A 16,828-nucleotide genomic window follows, 5' to 3' on the forward strand; every position below is an offset into this window, starting at 1 on the left:
TGAATCATATAAAAGAACGATATAATCGGGGGGCCGCGTGAATTTCCTACAATTGCGATGCTTTCTGGCCGTTGCCGACACGCTCCATTTCGGACGCGCGGCCCAGAAACTCGATATGCTGCCGGCTTCTTTGGGGCGCCACGTCAAGCTGCTCGAGGAAAGTCTCGGCACCCGCCTGATCGCGCGCACGACCCGCAACGTGACGCTCACGGAAGCGGGCGCGTCGCTCGTCGAGGGCGCGCGGGACCTCGTCGAACGTGCCTCTATGCTGGAGGCGCATTTTCGAGACTACGAGCGCCAGAGGGCCAGTGTCCTTCGCGTCGGCGCAATCGACAGTGTTGCCGCCGGTCTGCTGCCGCAACTGCTTCAGGATTTTCGCGCAGAACATCCGGGTATCGAGATCGAACTGCTGGAACAGAAAACGATCAGGCTCTTGCCAAGGCTTCTGTCCGGTCGCCTGGACATCGCATTTGTCCGTCCGCCCGAAGTGCGTGATCCACGGCTTGCGTTCAAGACGCTGTTTTCCGAGACGGCAGTCGTCGCGGTGCATCGCGGCCATCGCCTTGCCGGCAAGTCGACCATCGGCGTCGACGAGATGGCAGATGAGCCGCTGATCGTTCCGGACCGGCGCTCACGCCCGCACAGCCACGACCTGACGATCAAGCTGTTCCTCGAAGCCGGCCTTACCGCGCGCATCGTCCAGATCGCAGACGAAAAACAGACGATCGTCAACCTCGTAAGCACCGGCATCGGATTGGCGATCGTGCCTCGCTGGGCGTCGCGGCTCGCTGTTGCCGGCGTGTGTTTCGTGCCGCTGGCGCCAACGGAGGGAGCCGCGATGAGCAAGCTGGCGCTTTCCGCCACATGGCTGCGTGGGGTGCGGGATCCCTCGCGCGACAAGTTGCTCGAAACGCTCGATCGCCACATTGGCGCCTACGAGGCCACGGCCTGACAGGCTATTGGCAGTCGCCTGGTCGATTAAAGACAAAATTTATATAATCTTTGGCTGGTTGAGCATTTTACCTTGGGCGCATTAGCGTGTAAGTCATCAGGTCGACGCCATGGGAGAGGCATCGACATACTATAACTGGGAGGAACACGATGATGAACTATCTCACCAAAGCTCTGACTGTCGCCGTTCTGGCGGGAATGGCTGCTCTGCCTGCTGCCGCGCAGGAGCGCGAAGGCTGGCCGAACAATCTGGTGATCGGTACCGGCAGCCAGGGCGGCGCGTATTTCGTCTACGGCAGCGGGTTCGGCACGTTGATCGGCGAGACGCTCGATCTCGGCGCCAGCGTCGAGATTACCGGAGGTCCGGTGCAGAACGTGACGCTGGTCCAGACCGGCGACCATGACATGGGCTTCGTCACCATGGGCCCCGCCTACGAGGCGTTCACCGGCAAGGGCGAGCTGATGCCCGGCGTTGAACATACCGCCATCCGTGCCCTGTTCCCGATGTATCAGACTCCGCTTCAGGCGGCCGTGCTGGCGAATTCCGGGATCAAGTCCTTTGCCGACATGGACGGAAAGCGTGTCGGTGTCGGTCCTGCTACCGGTACCTCTGCGACCTACTGGCCACGGTATTTCGAAGCGGCCGGCATGGACGTGACGATCAGCAGCGCCGGCGCAAACGACACCGCCGGTCAGCTCAAGGACGGACTGATTGATGCGTTCGTCTATGCGGCAGGCATCCCCACCGGCGCCTACGCCCAGTTGGCAGTCGAGAACGACGTGATCTTCATCTCCATGACGGACGAGGAGCGGAATACGTTCCTGGAAGCCGAGCCCGCCATGGCGCGGTTCACGATTCCGGCCGGCACCTATGAAGACCAGCCGGAGGACGTGGAAACCGTCTCGCTATGGAATTTCGCCATCGCGAATGAATCCATGCCCGAAAGCCTGGCCTACGAGATCACCAAGCTGGCGATGGAAAACCCCGACCGCATGAAGCAGATTCACGCTGCGGCGGTGGAGACATTGCCGGAAAACGCCGAGTTCAACAGCTTCATGAAATTCCATCCCGGCGCGGTGAAGTGGTTCGAAGAAAACGGCCACACGATTCCTGACGAGCTGAAATAGCGCCAGGTCCTGGTGATTGAACGCAGCCATGGCGGGGCCTAGCCCCGCCATCCCTTAATCGCACCAGAACCGGACACCACCATGTCTGACAGGGCATCGAACGGGAATGCCAGTTCGGCGGCAGGGGCGGAAAAGCGCCTGTCGGAGATCGAGCATCAGACGGCCGCAGCAAGTGTCGACGAGGAGCCGGTAGTCGGCAACCAGCGAGTCTTCCTCTCCTACCGGCACTGGATGGTTGCGATCGGCTGCGTCGCTTACTCGGTCTTCCATCTGCTGGTCATGAATGTGTGGCCACTCGAAACCTGGGCCTTCAGGCTCATGCATGTCGGCGGCGGCCTCGTGCTGGGCTTCCTGATCTTCGGCCCGAGGATGATGGCGGACGGCGCCGCCGCGCGGCGCGACCTCGTCGACAAGGTGCTGCTGGTCTGCGCCGCCGCGGCGGTCGGCTACGGATTTGTGATGGTCGCCGCGATCTGGCTTGGCTGGGCCGCCGGGATCGCAGAGGTGCCGCCAGGCTGGGCGATAAACAGTTTTGGCATTCCGCTGACGGTTGGGACCAGCATCGCCGTGCTGCACGGCTGGCTTTATCCGGACCCAAGGGGTGACCGGACCTCGGCTGCCGACTGGGTGCTCGTGCTCGCGACTGTGGCATCAATTGGTTACATCATCTTCTTTGCACGCCAGTTGCAGATGCGAGCCGGCATGCCGATGGCATTGCCGGGCGACATGTGGGCGGCAATCACCGGCGTAATACTCATAGCGGAGCTTACCCGGCGCGTTGCTGGGCTCGCTTTGGTCATCATCGCTGGCGTTTTCGTCGCCTATTCTTTTCTTGGTCCGTGGCTTCCCGGAATCCTTCAGCATCGCGGCTATGACGCAAAGCGTTTCTTCACATACATCTTCACCGACAACGGTATCCTCGGAGCGCCGATCGCGATCTCCTCGACCTACATCATCCTGTTCGTGATCTTCGCCGCATTCCTGCAGGCGTCGCGCGTGGGGGAGTATTTCGTCAATGTCGCGTTTGCCGCTGCCGGCGACAAGCGCGGTGGACCAGCCAAGGTGGCGATTTTCGCCTCAGGCCTGATGGGCATGATCAATGGTACGTCCGCCGGGAACGTCGTTGCAACCGGAAGCCTGACGATCCCGCTGATGAAAAAGGTCGGGTACAAGCCGCAGACAGCCGCGTCGGTCGAAGCGGCTGCCTCCTCGGGCGGGCAGATCATGCCGCCGATCATGGGCGCCGGCGCCTTTATCATGGCCGAGATCACCGGCATTCCTTACACGGAAATCGTCTATGCGGCGATCGTGCCGGCGATCATCTATTTCGTGTCGGTCTATTTCATGGTCGACCTGGCAGCCCAGAAATACAACATGGCCGGACTGCCTCGCTCCGAGCTTCCGAAGCTGGGGCCACTGTTGCGGCAGATCTACCTGTTCACGCCGATCATCGTGCTCCTCTATGCGCTCTTCGCGGGATACTCGGTCATCCGGGCGGGGACGCTCGCCATGTTCGCTGCCGTCGTGGTCTCCTGGCTGACGCCCAATCGGATGGGACCGAGGCAGCTTTTCCATGCGCTCGAAATGGGTGCGCGGATGACGCTGCAACTCGTCGCGGTCTGCGCTGCCGCAGGCATCATCGTCGGGGTGATTGCGCTGACGGGTATCGGCTCCCGGTTTTCCGCCGTGCTGCTGACGCTTGCCGACCAGAGCCAGATTCTCGCGCTGTTCTTTGCCATGTGCGTGTCGGTGGTGCTGGGAATGGGCATGCCGACGACCGCCGCCTACGCCGTCGCTGCGAGCGTCATCGCGCCGGGCATCATCAACCTTGGCGTCGAGCCTTTGACCGCGCATTTCTTCATCTTCTATTTCGCGGTAATGTCGGCAATCACACCGCCTGTCGCGCTGGCCGCCTATGCTGGCGCCGCACTTGCGGGCTCCGACCCGATGAAGACGAGCGTCGAAAGCTTCAAGATCGGCCTGGCGGCTTTCATCGTGCCGTACATGTTCTTCTATTCGGACGCGATGCTGCTCAACGGCGCCTGGTATGAAATCCTTCACGTCACCGTCACTGCCATCTTCGGCGTATACATGCTGTCGGCCACCGTGCAAGGCTGGTTCCTCGGCCGTGCCGGTCCGATCGTGAGGATCGGAACGCTGATTGCCGGCCTGGCGATGATCGAGGGCGGCTGGCTCACCGATGTGATTGGCTTCGCCATTGCCGTGATCCTTGTGCTCGTGCAGAAGCGCGTCGTCAGCACCGTTGATGTGGCGCGAGGCGCCGACTAGGCCGGCCGGCCTGGCACGATATTTTTCGGGCCGTTGGTCTGGCAATTATGCGCCGTTCGGCGCCGGCGATCTGGCAGTCGTCGGGTCGCGGCCTTATGCTGCGTCCATGACCACGCCTTCCGACGACCAGATTGCCATGCTCGCAAACGCGCTCGACACGTTTTCGCGTCGATACAAGTTGACCGACACCGGCGCGGACAGGCCGTTGACCGAACTGGACAACCAGGTCCTGCTTTTCGTGGCTGGTCATCCGTCATGCGGGCCTACGGACGTGGCACGTTTCCTCGACGTGGCGGCGACGACCATCTCGTCGGCAACGGACCGGCTGGTCAAACGCGGCCTGCTGAACCGGCAGCGCCTCGAGGGCGACAGGCGGGCCGTGGCGCTGACCTTGTCGGAAGACGGTGAAGCCTATGTCTCCACGTACAAGCATGCGCACGATTCGCTCTTTCGAATGATGCTCGAACGGCTGTTGCCTGAGGAACGAGAGACCTTTCTCCACCTCATTTCGAAAATCGCACACCACGACGATTGAATAATACGAATATCGTATTATCTTCGTGGTGAGGCGCCGGAGGCGGCGTCCCTCAAGCACGGGGATAAAATCATGGCGATACGTATCAACGATACCGACGTAGCCGTACCCGACGACCCACGCGTGTCACTACTCGATCTGCTCCGGGACGGCCTGCACCTGACCGGTACGAAGGTCGGTTGCAACCAGGGCGCCTGCGGCGCCTGCACGGTGCTCATAGACGGCAAGCGCTCGCTTTCGTGCCTTACCCTCGCGGTGCAGGCTGACGGGCGCTCGGTCACGACGATTGAAGGAATTGGCAGCGCGGCCCAACCGCATGCGTTGCAATCGGCATTCATCGAGCACGATGGCTTTCAGTGCGGATATTGCACCCCGGGCCAGATTTGCGCTGCCGTTGCAATGTTGCAGGAGATCGCCGACGGCATTCCGAGCTACGTCACGGCCGACCTGGCCGAAAAGCGCATCCTGCTGTCGTCGGAGGAAATTCGCGAGCGCATGAGCGGCAACCTGTGCCGATGCGGGGCGCATAACGGGATCGTCGAAGCGATCCTGCACCACGCCAGGGAGAACGCGGCATGACGCCTTTCACCTATTCGCGCGCTGCCTCCGTCGACGATGCCATGCAGGCGATCGGGCAGGAGGGACAAAGGTTACTGGGCGGCGGGACCAATCTCGTCGATCTGATGCGAAAGGGGGTGGAGCGGCCGTCGACGCTTGTCGACGTGAGCGCGCTGTCCGCAGACATCCGGGAAACGGACACTGGCGGCCTTCTCATCGATGCGGCCGTCCGCAACAGCGCGCTTGCCGCGCATCCTTTGGTCCGCACGCGATATCCCATGCTTTCCAGGGCCATTCTCGCCGGAGCATCGGCGCAGATTCGCAACATGGCAACGGTGGCCGGCAACATCATGCAACGGACACGATGCGTCTACTTCAACGACGTGGCCGGTTCGCGTTGCAACAAGCGCGTGCCGGGCAGCGGCTGCGACGCCAATGGCGGGTTTGCACGTTACCAGGCGATCGTCGGCGCCTCCGAAGCCTGTAACGCTACGCATCCGTCCGATATGTGCGTCGCGCTGGCCGCGCTCGACGCGCTGGTCCATGTGGCCGGCGTGGATGGCGCGCGGGTAATACCGCTGGTCGATTTTCACCGCCTGCCGGGCGACAGGCCTGATCTCGAAACCGTGCTCGGGAGTGGCGAGATCATCACCGCAATCGAGATACCCGCTTCGGCCGTTGCTGCTCGCTCGACCTATCGCAAGGTGCGGGACCGGGCGAGCTATGCCTTCGCGCTGGTTTCCGTCGCCGCGGCCGTCAGTGTCCGGGACGGACTGGTCGACGATGTGCGGTTGGCGCTAGGTGGTATTGCACCCAAGCCATGGCGCGCCCATCGCGCCGAGGCGATGTTGCGCGGCGGACCGGCGACCGCGCCGGCTTTTGAAGCCGCCATCGCGGCGGAACTGGCCGAGGCGACGCCGCAAGCCGGGAATGCGTTCAAGATCGAACTGGCAAAGCGCACGACGCGTGCGGTCCTCGTCGAACTGGCCGGAGACAACCAATGAGCAGGATGCAGAACGTCGTCATAGACTCGGTCAAGACAGTGATCGGGTGGGTACCGGAGCGCTGGCTGCCCGGCGGAACCCCCGACCCGCTGATCGGCCGGCGTGGCGCGGTCGGTACGCAGGCATCGCGGCTCGACGGTCCACTCAAGGTCGCAGGCCAGGCACGCTTTGCCGGCGAGGTGGCGATGGAGGGGATGTGCTACGCCACGCTTGTCCACAGCCCCGTGACACGCGGGACCATAACCCGCCTCGATACCGGCCGGGCGGAAGCCGCTCCCGGTGTCATCCTGGTGATGACCCATCGCAACATGCCGCGGCTCGGCACCGTGCCGCTCATCAGCATGACGGACCTCTCTGCGGTCGGCAACAGCGCCGTGCCGATCATGCAGGATGCCGAGATACGCTATAACGGGCAGGTCGTCGCACTGGTGCTCGCCGAGACGCAGGAGCAGGCCGATCATGCAGCCTCGCTCCTTGACATCGACTACGCGGTTTCCGCCGCGAAGACAGACTTTGACGGGGCCAAGCCGAATGCTCGTGTCCCAGCCTCAATACTGATCGAAAAGAACCACGTCTCCGTCGGAAACGCGGAGCGTGAGCTGGGCAGTGCGCGATACAGCGTCGACAATGTCTACAAGACTCCCGGCCAGAACCACAATGCGATCGAACTGCATGCCGTCACACTGGCCTGGCAGGGCGACTCGCTCACGATCCATGACACGACGCAGATGATCGCGGCGAGTGCCACTGCAATTGCCAAGCTGTTCGGGTTGAAAAGAGAGCAGGTCCGTGTGCTCTCGCCCTATGTCGGGGGTGGCTTCGGCGGCAAGGGCCTGTGGGACCACCAGATCGTGGCGATCGCGGCGGCGAAGCTGGCAGGCCGGCCCGTTCGCCTGGCGCTCAGCCGGGAGGGTGTCTATCGCATCATCGGCGGGCGCACTCCGACCGAGCAGCGCGTCGCGATCGGCGCGGATGGGGACGGGCGGTTCACTGCGCTCGTGCATACCGGCTATTCCGTGATGCCACCCTACGGCGCATCGCCCGAACAGTACAGCATGAGCGCGCGTGCCGCCTATCGCTCCAAGAGTTTCGAGATCATTCAGCGCCATCTCGATCTCGATATCGTTCCCAACACATTCATGCGCGCCCCGGGCGAGGCGATCGGCACCTTTGCGGTGGAAAGCGCCGTCGACGAACTGGCCGACCAGATGGGCATCGACCCGATCGAACTGCGTATGCGCAACGAGCCGGAGCAGCATCCGTTGTCGGGCACTCCCTTCTCGCAGCGCGCCCTTCGGAAGGCATTTGAAGACGGTGCACGGCGCTTCGGCTGGGAAAAGCGTCAGGCGCAGCCGGGCATGGTGCGCGACGGCGAATGGCGTATCGGCATGGGCTGTGCCGCGGGCAGCTTCCCCTACGCACGAATGCCGGGCGCCGAAGTGCGCATCCGGCTCGGCCGCGATGGAACGGCAACCGTATCCTCCTCGGCACAGGAGATGGGGATGGGCACGGCCACGGTGCAGGTCCAGCACGCCGCGGATCGCCTCGGGCTGCCGATGGAGGCGATCACCTTCGAGATGGGTGACTCCGACCTGCCGGCCGCTCCCATGGCAGGAGGCTCCTCGCAGACGGCCTCCCTGGCGGCAGCCATCGCCGCCGCCGCCGACAAGCTGACGGTCGAACTGCTGCGGCTCGCCGGCAACGCCAGTCCGGTGGCAGGCCTGCGCGTCGGTGAGGTTCGTCTCATGGAGGGAGAAATCGTCGGCATTGAGGAGCCGTCGCGGCGGGAGAGCTTCAATTCCATCCTGTCCCGGTCTTCCCGCGACGAAGTCGTTGTCACCGCGGGCGGTGGTGCGCCGCTGGAAATCTTCAAGTTCGCCATGCACAGCTCGTCGGCAATCTTCTGCGAAGTAAGGGTGAGCGACGTTACCGGCGAGATACGTGTGGAACGGCTGCTTGGCTCATTCGACTGCGGTGCGATCCTCAACCCCAAGACAGCCATCAGCCAGTTCAAGGGCGGGATGATCATGGGGCTCGGTCTTGCGTTGACCGAAGAGACGCTGTTTGACGAACGCAGCGGCAGGATCATGAATGCCACGCTCGCCGACTATCACGTGCCCACCCATCTCGATGTGCCGGAGATCGAGGTGATCTGGACCGGCATTCCGGATTCGCGTTCGCCGCTGGGCGCGCGCGGCATCGGCGAAATCGGCATCACAGGGGTAGCGGCTGCTGTGGCTAATGCGGTCTACAACGCAACCGGCAAGCGTGTCCGCGACCTGCCGATCACTCTGGACAAGGTGCTTTGAGGAGACGCGTCATCGTTGGTCCGATGATGGCATATTGCTTTCCATCCGAACCTTGACGTACCACTGGGCGACCGAAGCGATAGCATCTGCTTCGGTCGCGGCGCCCGGCCACCGGCGGCGCAATCTGATGCACAGGCAGTCGGCGCGTGTCTCCCTGACACCGCGACGCCATCCGGAGAAAAGAATGGACTCCTCGCAGAGGGACTTCGTGGGACTGAGCTATCGCACCCTCACCAGCGCCGAGCGCGATACGCTCCAGGAGATCAAGGAAAGGGGCCAGGCCTTCATCGCCTTCATCGATGGTCTCGGCCGCTCGGAAGCGATCGACATCGCCCGCGTCCGCGCGGAAGAATCCGTGATGTGGGCCGTCAAGCACCTGACTTCCGCAAAGGGCTGACACGGCCCCGCGCTGCGGGACGCTTCCCTTTCTCGGGCGTGACCAGTTGCATCAAGGCTAATGCTCGCCGTGTCTCTGGACGGCGGCCTACCCAATTCATCCTGACAACGTGATGTTCGCGTGCATGGCCAGAATTTCGGTCATGCGCCCTCCATGGCGCGCGGCGACGGACCGGAGAGCCGTGTCTACACCTTCGCCCGGACGCTGACGGGACTTGAAGAAGGCTCGTCGGCCAATTCGACCGTTCTCCGCCAGCCATTTTTCGCGCGCGCAGCGGACTTCAGGGCACAGCGCTTTCGGCATTGCCGTATGGCCGATGAATTCTGCCGGAGGGGGAACAGCGGGCCAGCAGGCGCGTTGGTTTGCGTGATCACGGCCGCGTGATTCACCACCCAACCAGAATTCCGCGAAAGGGACATGACAATGGCCAAGGAAAAGACGCTGGAAGACCTCTTCCACGACACGCTGAAAGACATCTACTACGCCGAGAAAAAGATCCTGAAGACGCTGCCGAAGATGAAACGGGCGGCGCAGTCGGAGGAGCTGAAGGCGGCGTTCGAGAAGCATCATCAGGAGACCGAGGGCCAGATCGAGCGGCTGCAGCAGGTGTTCGAGATCATCGGCAAGCGCGCCCAGGGCAAGACCTGCGACGCCATCGAAGGCATCATCGCCGAGGGCGAGGAGATCATCGACGAATTCAAGGGCACGGCCGCGCTGGACGCAGGCCTGATCTCGTCCGCCCAGGCGGTCGAGCACTACGAGATCACCCGCTATGGCACGCTCAAGCGCTGGGCGACGGAACTCGGCATGGCGGATGCCGCCAAGCTGCTCGACGCGACCTTGCAGGAAGAGTCGAAGACGGATGGCGACCTGACCAAGCTGGCGGACGCCTCGGCCAACGACCGCGCGAAGGCGAAGAAGGCAGCCTGACATCATGTACGCAGCCCGGAAGCAATTCCGGGCTGCGTCATCTGCGATTGAACACGTCGACCCGTCAGCCAGCTACAGGAGCCAGCCATGGCCAAGAATTCAAGCAAGTCCGGCAGCAAGCCGGAGAACGATACCGTATCGATACACGACCAGAAGCTCGTCCGCGGAAATGGCGGCGAGTTGCACCAGATCGCGCAAGGCGACACTGAGATATTGACCACCGCCCAGGGCGGTCCCGTTGCCGACGACCAGAACACGCTGAAAATCGGTGAGCGCGGGCCGGCGCTGATGGAGGATTTCCATTTCCGCGAGAAGATTTTCCATTTCGATCACGAGCGCATTCCCGAGCGCGTCGTGCACGCCCGCGGCTACGGCGCGCATGGCTATTTCGAGACCTACGAATCCCTTGCCAAATACACCCGCGCCGACATCTTCCAGCGCGCAGGTGAGAAGACGCCAGCTTTCGTGCGTTTCTCGACGGTCGCAGGCTCGAAGGGATCGTTCGACCTTGCTCGCGACGTGCGCGGCTTTGCGGTCAAGCTCTACACCCAGGAAGGCAACTGGGACATCGTCGGCAACAACATCCCGGTCTTCTTCATCCAGGACGCGATCAAGTTTCCCGACGTGATCCACTCCGTGAAGCCCGAGCCGGACCGCGCCTTTCCGCAGGCACAGTCTGCGCATGACAATTTCTGGGATTTCATTACTCTGACGCCAGAGTCGATGCACATGATCATGTGGGTCATGTCGGACCGCGCGATTCCGCGTTCCTTCCGTTTCATGGAAGGCTTCGGCGTCCACACGTTCCGCTTCCTGAATGCCAATGATGAATCCACCTTCGTCAAGTTCATCTGGAAGCCGAAGCTGGGTCTTCAGTCCGTCGTCTGGAACGAGGCGGTGAAGATCAACGGCGCCGACCCGGATTTCCATCGGCGCGACCTGTGGGATTCCATCCAGGCCGGTGATTTCCCGGAATGGGAACTGTGCGTGCAGCTCTTCGACCAGGATTTTGCCGACTCGTTCGATTTTGACATTCTCGATCCGACCAAGCTCATTCCCGAAGAGGTGATCGAGCCAATCCCGGTGGGCCGGCTCGTGCTCGATCGCATGCCCGACAACTTCTTCGCCGAGACCGAGCAGGTCGCGTTCATGACGCAGAACGTACCGCCTGGCATCGACTTCTCCAACGATCCGCTGCTGCAAGGACGCAACTTTTCCTATCTCGACACGCAGATCAAACGTCTCGGCTCCACCAATTTTACGCATCTGCCGATCAACGCGCCAAAATGCCCGATGCATCATTTCCAGCAGGATGGGCACATGGCGATGCGCAACCCGGTTGGGCGCGCCAACTATCAGCCGAACTCGTGGGGCCAAGGGCCGCGCGAACATCCGCAGAAGGGCTTTCGCTCATTTGCAGAGCCCGCGGAAGGTCAAAAGGTCCGGCTGCGCGCCGAGAGCTTCGCCGACCACTATAGCCAGGCGCGGCAGTTTTTCATCAGCCAGACGGTTCCTGAGCAGCAGCACATTGCGATGGCACTGACCTTCGAACTGTCCAAGGTCGAGACGCCCGCCATTCGCGAACGCATGGTCTCGCACCTGCTCAACATCGATGAGGGGCTGGCTGAAACGGTGGCCGAAAAACTCGGCATCAAGAAGCTGCCGAAAAAGGCCGATGCCGCTGTCGCCCCCCGCGACGACTTGCCGGCGTCAGATGCACTTTCGATCGCCAAGAACGGTCCTGAAAGCTTCAAGGGCCGCAAGGTTGGCGTGCTCGTCAGCGACGGGTGCGACGGCGCGCTGGTCAAGAAGCTCCAAGCTGCTCTCAAGAAGGAAGGCGCGATGATGGAGATCGTGGCGCCCAAGGTCGGCGGCGTGGAAGCGGCAGATGGCACTGTCATCCCCGGCAAGCAGATGATCGATGGGGGCCCTTCTGTCCTCTACGACGCGGTTGCGCTGATTGTCAGTTCCGACGGCGCCAAGCAACTGGCGAAGGAGGCGACCGTGCGCGACTTCGTGGCCGATGCGTTCGCGCACTGCAAGTTCATCGCGCGCGTGGACGCCGCGCAGCCACTCCTGGACAAGGCTGGAGTCGAGCCGGACGAGGGGGTTATGCCGCTCGGGTCGGCGGCCGACATCGAGAGCTTCATCGAGAGCTGTCGCAAGCTGCGCCTCTGGGCGCGCGAGCCCAAGGTCAAGCTTTAGGGGCCGGGATTTCATTGCCTGCATGTCCGCGTCGACATGCAGGCGATCCCTTCTCCCGGGCGCTTCCGTGGTGGCCGGCCTCCATAGCAATTGCGCCCGGCAGCGTGGCGGCTGTCGGGCGCAAAATGCAGGGGTATCGCTTCTCGGTGCTACTTCCTAGGATCGGCCCAGGACCAGAACAGTGCGCCGCATTCGATCTTCTTGGGCTTGTAACCATATGGTTTGGGCGTAGGGGTGGGGACACCTCTTGCCTGCCGATTTTCCGGCGAACGATCACTGGGTCCCGCAAGCTTTGGCTGCGGGGCCACGGGGTGCGGCAACGTTTGCGTCGCTTCGTTCATTGTGTCCTCCCTGATTGATGATGCGCTCCTAACTGCAGAGACGTCAGAATGTTCCTGAAAAGTCGGCAACCGACCGAGGTGTTTCCGGGTTGTCTTGGAACATGCGGGCCGTTGGACGGTTCGTATCCGCGCTCCCAACTCTTGGCCGTCGAATTCTTGGCAGCCCAACTCTTGGCAGGATGAATGAACCCTACAAAGTCTCTTCCAAAAGCCGGCTTGCCCTTCCCGCTCGGTGCCCGGTGGGATGGCACCGGCGTAAACTTTGCGCTGTTTTCCGCGAACGCCACCAAAGTTGAGCTGTGTCTTTTCGATCGCGGCGGCCGACGCGAGCTGGAGCGCGTGGAGTTGCCGGAATACACAGACGAGATCTGGCACGGGTACCTGCCGGATGTGCGACCAGGCCAACTCTACGGATACCGCGTCCATGGCCCCTATGCGCCAGAGGCCGGACACCGGTTCAATGCCAACAAGCTGTTGCTCGACCCCTATGCGCTCGCGTTGCGCGGGGAGATCAGTTGGCATGACGCGCTGTTCGGCTATCGCATCGGCAGTGCGCGGGGGGATCTCGTCATGGACCGACGCGATTCCGCTTTCGTCATGCCGAAATGCGTGGTCGTCGATACCGCCGTCACTTGGGGCAGGGACCAGCGTCCCGCGATACCCTGGCAGGAAACTGTCATCTACGAAGCACATGTGAAGGGGATGACGGCTGCCAACCAGGCCATACCGACCCAGTTGCGCGGTACGTTCGCCGGGCTCGCCCAGCCGAACGTCATCGAGCATCTGGTGAAGCTCGGCGTGACCGCCGTCGAGTTGATGCCGGTGCAGGCCTTCTTCGACGATCGGCATCTCGTCGATCGCGGGCTCAGCAATTATTGGGGCTATAACACCATCGGCTTCTTTTCGCCCGCCCCGCGCTATATTTCGCCGGAGGGCAATATCCACGAGTTCAAGCTGATGGTGCGCCGTCTGCACGAGGCGGGCATCGAGGTCATCCTCGACGTGGTCTACAACCACACCGCCGAGGGCAACCATCTCGGACCGACGCTCTCCTTCCGCGGCATCGACAACGCCAGCTACTACATTCTGTCGGATGATCCGCGCTACTACTTCGACACGACGGGTTGCGGGAACACCGTGAACCTGCGCCACCAGCGCGTGCTGCAGATGGTCATGGATTCGCTGCGCTATTGGGTGGAGCAGTGTCACGTCGACGGCTTCCGTTTCGATCTCGCCAGCTCACTGGGGCGAGAGCGTGAGGCATTCGATCATCACTCGGTCTTCTTCGATGCCATCAGGCAGGATCCCGTGCTTTCGACCGTGAAGCTGATCGCGGAACCATGGGATACGGGACCCAATGGCTACCAGCTCGGAAACTTTCCGCCCGGCTGGAGCGAATGGAACGACAAGTATCGGGATACGGTGCGTGGTTTCTGGCGCGGCGACGAGGCGATGGCCGGAGATCTGGCCGGAAGTCTTCTCGGGTCGTCCGGACTTTTCGAGAAGAGAGGGCGCCGACCATGGTCGAGCGTCAATTTCGTCACCGCCCACGACGGGTTCACGCTCGCCGACGTCGTCAGCTTCAACGACAAGCACAATCAGGCGAATGGCGAGGACAACAATGACGGCCACTCGCACAATCTGAGCTGGAATTGCGGTGTCGAAGGAGCGACGGACGACGAGAACGTCCTCGCTCTGCGGGACCGCATGCGGCGTAACCTGATCGCCACCGTGCTGCTCTCGCAGGGCACTCCGATGATGCTGATGGGTGATGAAGTCGGCAGAAGCCAGGATGGTAACAACAACACCTATTGCCAGGATAACGCGCTCAACTGGCTTTCATGGCAAGAGCCTGAGGAACGCGATCGAAACTTCCGGCAGTTCGTCTCCGAGCTTGTTGCGATCCGCCGTTCTCATCCCGTGCTGGCTCAGCCCACGTTCCTGCATGGCGCCCTGACGTCGAACGGCGATCCCAACGTCGTGTGGCGGCGCCCCGACGGTCATCAGATGGATCAGCAGGACTGGGACAATCCGGAGACACGGGCGATGGCCGTGCAACTGACCGACGGAACCCAGCGCTTGCTGATGCTCTTCAATGCGCACCACGAGCCGCTCGACTTCGTGTTGCCCGAGGGCCTCCGTTGGACGCTTCTCGTCGACACGGCGCAGGGGCTTCCGGAAGCGGCTGCCCCCCTCATCGAGGGGATCATCACGGTCGCGGAGCGCTCATTGGTCTGCCTGAAGGAAAAGCGCATCGATGGTTGAGACTGGGGATTTCACGGTGTTTCCCAAGCGCTGGGGGGCCGAGTTCGTCCGTGCGGGAGACGTTCGCTTCCGCATCTGGGCGCCTGACCACACGCGACTGTCTCTGCGCCTCAGCGGAGAAGATACGCCGATGAGCCGCGACGAGGACGGCTGGTTCGAACTCCTGGCGTCGGGCGTGGAGGCGGGCGCACCCTATGCCTTCGTCCTACCGGACGGGCTTATGGTGCCGGACCCCGCATCTCGCGCGCAGGAAGGCGACGTGCACGGCCCGTCCCTGCTGGTCGACCCCACCGCCTATCGCTGGACGAACGCCAACTGGCGGGGTCGGCCGTGGACCGAAGCGGTGGTCTACGAGCTGCACATCGGGACATTCACCGAGGAGGGGACCTTCGCAGCAGCCATCGAGCGGCTTCCACATCTGGCCGGTTTGGGCGTCACCGCAATCGAACTGATGCCGATCGGCCAGTTTTCGGGGAACCGAGGCTGGGGGTACGATGGCGTGCTCCCCTACGCGCCACACAATGCCTACGGGCATCCCGATGATCTCAAGCGGCTCGTTGACACAGCGCACCAACTGAACCTGATGGTCTTGCTGGACGTCGTGTACAACCACTTCGGGCCAGACGGGAATTATCTACCGGCATACGCCTCGGCGTTTTTTGATGAGGCGCGGCATACACCTTGGGGAGCCGCGATTGCCTATGGCAAGCAGCCGGTTCGGCAGTTCTTCATCGACAACGCGCTGTACTGGCTGGATGAGTTCAACTTCGATGGCCTGCGCCTCGACGCGATCGACCAGATCAAGGACGATCGCCAGCCGGAACTGCTGATCGAGCTTGCCCGCGCGGCAAGGGAAACGCTGCCGGGACGGCATATCCATCTCGTCACCGAAGACAACCGCAATGTCGCCTACCTTCACGAGCGTAGCCAGGGACAGGCCAGCCAATATACCGCGGAGTGGAACGATGATTTTCACAATGCAGCCCACTGCCTGCTGACAGGGGAGCGGGACGGCTACTACGAAGATTTCGCCGACGATTCCTTGGCAAAGCTGGCGCGCTGCATGACCGAAGGCTTCGCCTACCAGGGTGAGCCTTCACCGCACGCGGATGGCAACGCCAGGGGCGAGCCCAGCGCGCACCTGCCGACAACCGCCTTCATCGATTTCCTGCAGAACCATGACCAGGTCGGCAACCGAGCCACCGGCGAACGGCTGAGCCTCTTGGTGGAGTCGCGCCAGCTCGAAGTGATGACCACGATCCTTCTGCTGTCACCGCATATCCCCATGCTCTTCATGGGAGAGGAATGGGACGAGACGCGTCCATTCCTGTTTTTCACCGACTATCATGGAGACCTCGCCGACGCCGTTCGTGACGGTCGGCGAAGGGAGTTCGCAAAATTTCCGGCCTTTCAGGCAGAAGACAGCCGGGAGGCAATTCCCGACCCCAATGCGATGTCGACTTTCGCGTCATCTAAGATTGATTGGAGTGCGATGGAAAGAAGTTCGGGAAAGGTTCGGCTGGAACTCATCCGAGCGCTTCTCGAGACACGACGCCAGCACATCGTCCCATTGTTGGAAGATGGAGTGGCGTCGCCCGGCACGGTGATCGAGGCCCAGGCCGGCATGCTCGCCGTCGACTGGTCACTGAACAACGCAGTGTTGCGGATACGGGCCAATCTCGGCGATCGGCCGGGCCGGTGTGCTGGCGCCAGGGGCTCGGTCATCTTCTCCAGTGGTGAGATTGATCTCGCCGCCGTCCCCGACGAACTGGCTCCGTGGCATGCTGTCGTCGCATTGGAGCGGAGCTGATGGTATCGCCCGACATCGCATTGCAGTACGGCATCGTGCCGTCATATCCCGGGGCGGATGGCAGGCCCGTGATCGTCCCAGATGAGACGCGTAGACATTTTCTACG

The 16,828-nt window shown here is 62.3% G+C and carries 12 protein-coding genes; all 12 read left to right on the plus strand.

Annotated features, from left to right (window positions below):
* The first annotated feature begins 37 nt into the window (after positions 1-37).
* The 12 genes from AAFN84_RS03555 (at position 38) to treZ (ending at position 16,722) form a co-directional block, all read left to right on the plus strand.
* The gene (locus tag AAFN84_RS03555; protein ID WP_347513128.1) at positions 38-952 is read left to right on the plus strand and encodes a LysR family transcriptional regulator; all 915 of its coding nucleotides are present in this window, start codon (positions 38-40) and stop codon (positions 950-952) included.
* A 152-nt stretch (positions 953-1,104) separates the two neighbouring features.
* Positions 1,105-2,079, plus strand: coding sequence for a TAXI family TRAP transporter solute-binding subunit (locus AAFN84_RS03560; RefSeq protein ID WP_347513129.1), 975 nt, complete (start codon positions 1,105-1,107; stop codon positions 2,077-2,079).
* 81 nt (positions 2,080-2,160) lie between these two features.
* A complete protein-coding gene (locus tag AAFN84_RS03565) occupies positions 2,161-4,368 on the plus strand; it encodes a TRAP transporter permease (protein ID WP_347513130.1) in 2,208 nt (735 codons plus the stop codon).
* A 106-nt stretch (positions 4,369-4,474) separates the two neighbouring features.
* Positions 4,475-4,903 (plus strand): MarR family winged helix-turn-helix transcriptional regulator, encoded by a 429-nt coding sequence (locus tag AAFN84_RS03570; protein WP_347513131.1) that lies wholly within the window; start codon positions 4,475-4,477, stop codon positions 4,901-4,903.
* A gap of 72 nt (positions 4,904-4,975) precedes the next feature.
* Positions 4,976-5,482: a 2Fe-2S iron-sulfur cluster-binding protein gene (locus AAFN84_RS03575; RefSeq protein ID WP_347513132.1), complete on the plus strand. Its 507-nt coding sequence runs from the start codon at positions 4,976-4,978 to the stop codon at positions 5,480-5,482.
* Positions 5,479-6,465: a xanthine dehydrogenase family protein subunit M gene (locus tag AAFN84_RS03580; RefSeq protein WP_347513133.1), complete on the plus strand. Its 987-nt coding sequence runs from the start codon at positions 5,479-5,481 to the stop codon at positions 6,463-6,465. The genes AAFN84_RS03575 and AAFN84_RS03580 overlap by 4 nt, the downstream gene beginning before the upstream one ends.
* A 5-nt stretch (positions 6,466-6,470) precedes the next feature.
* On the plus strand, positions 6,471-8,774 hold the full coding sequence (locus AAFN84_RS03585) for a xanthine dehydrogenase family protein molybdopterin-binding subunit (RefSeq protein ID WP_347513782.1): 2,304 nt from the start codon (positions 6,471-6,473) through the stop codon (positions 8,772-8,774).
* A 184-nt stretch (positions 8,775-8,958) separates the two neighbouring features.
* The gene (locus AAFN84_RS03590) at positions 8,959-9,171 is read left to right on the plus strand and encodes a hypothetical protein (protein WP_347513134.1); all 213 of its coding nucleotides are present in this window, start codon (positions 8,959-8,961) and stop codon (positions 9,169-9,171) included.
* 423 nt (positions 9,172-9,594) lie between these two features.
* The gene (locus AAFN84_RS03595) at positions 9,595-10,101 is read left to right on the plus strand and encodes a ferritin-like domain-containing protein (protein ID WP_347513122.1); all 507 of its coding nucleotides are present in this window, start codon (positions 9,595-9,597) and stop codon (positions 10,099-10,101) included.
* 87 nt (positions 10,102-10,188) lie between these two features.
* Positions 10,189-12,306 carry a catalase gene (locus AAFN84_RS03600; RefSeq protein ID WP_347513135.1) on the plus strand — a complete coding sequence of 706 codons (2,118 nt, stop codon included), beginning with the start codon at positions 10,189-10,191 and terminating at the stop codon, positions 12,304-12,306.
* A gap of 524 nt (positions 12,307-12,830) precedes the next feature.
* A complete protein-coding gene (glgX, locus tag AAFN84_RS03605) occupies positions 12,831-14,912 on the plus strand; it encodes a glycogen debranching protein GlgX (RefSeq protein ID WP_347513136.1) in 2,082 nt (693 codons plus the stop codon).
* Positions 14,905-16,722, plus strand: a complete 1,818-nt coding sequence (gene treZ, locus AAFN84_RS03610) for a malto-oligosyltrehalose trehalohydrolase (RefSeq protein WP_347513137.1) — start codon at positions 14,905-14,907, stop codon at positions 16,720-16,722. The genes glgX and treZ overlap by 8 nt, the downstream gene beginning before the upstream one ends.
* The last annotated feature ends 106 nt before the right edge of the window (positions 16,723-16,828 follow it).

This window comes from Mesorhizobium sp. CAU 1741, from assembly GCF_039839275.1.
In the GTDB taxonomy this organism is placed as follows: domain Bacteria; phylum Pseudomonadota; class Alphaproteobacteria; order Rhizobiales; family Rhizobiaceae; genus Aerobium.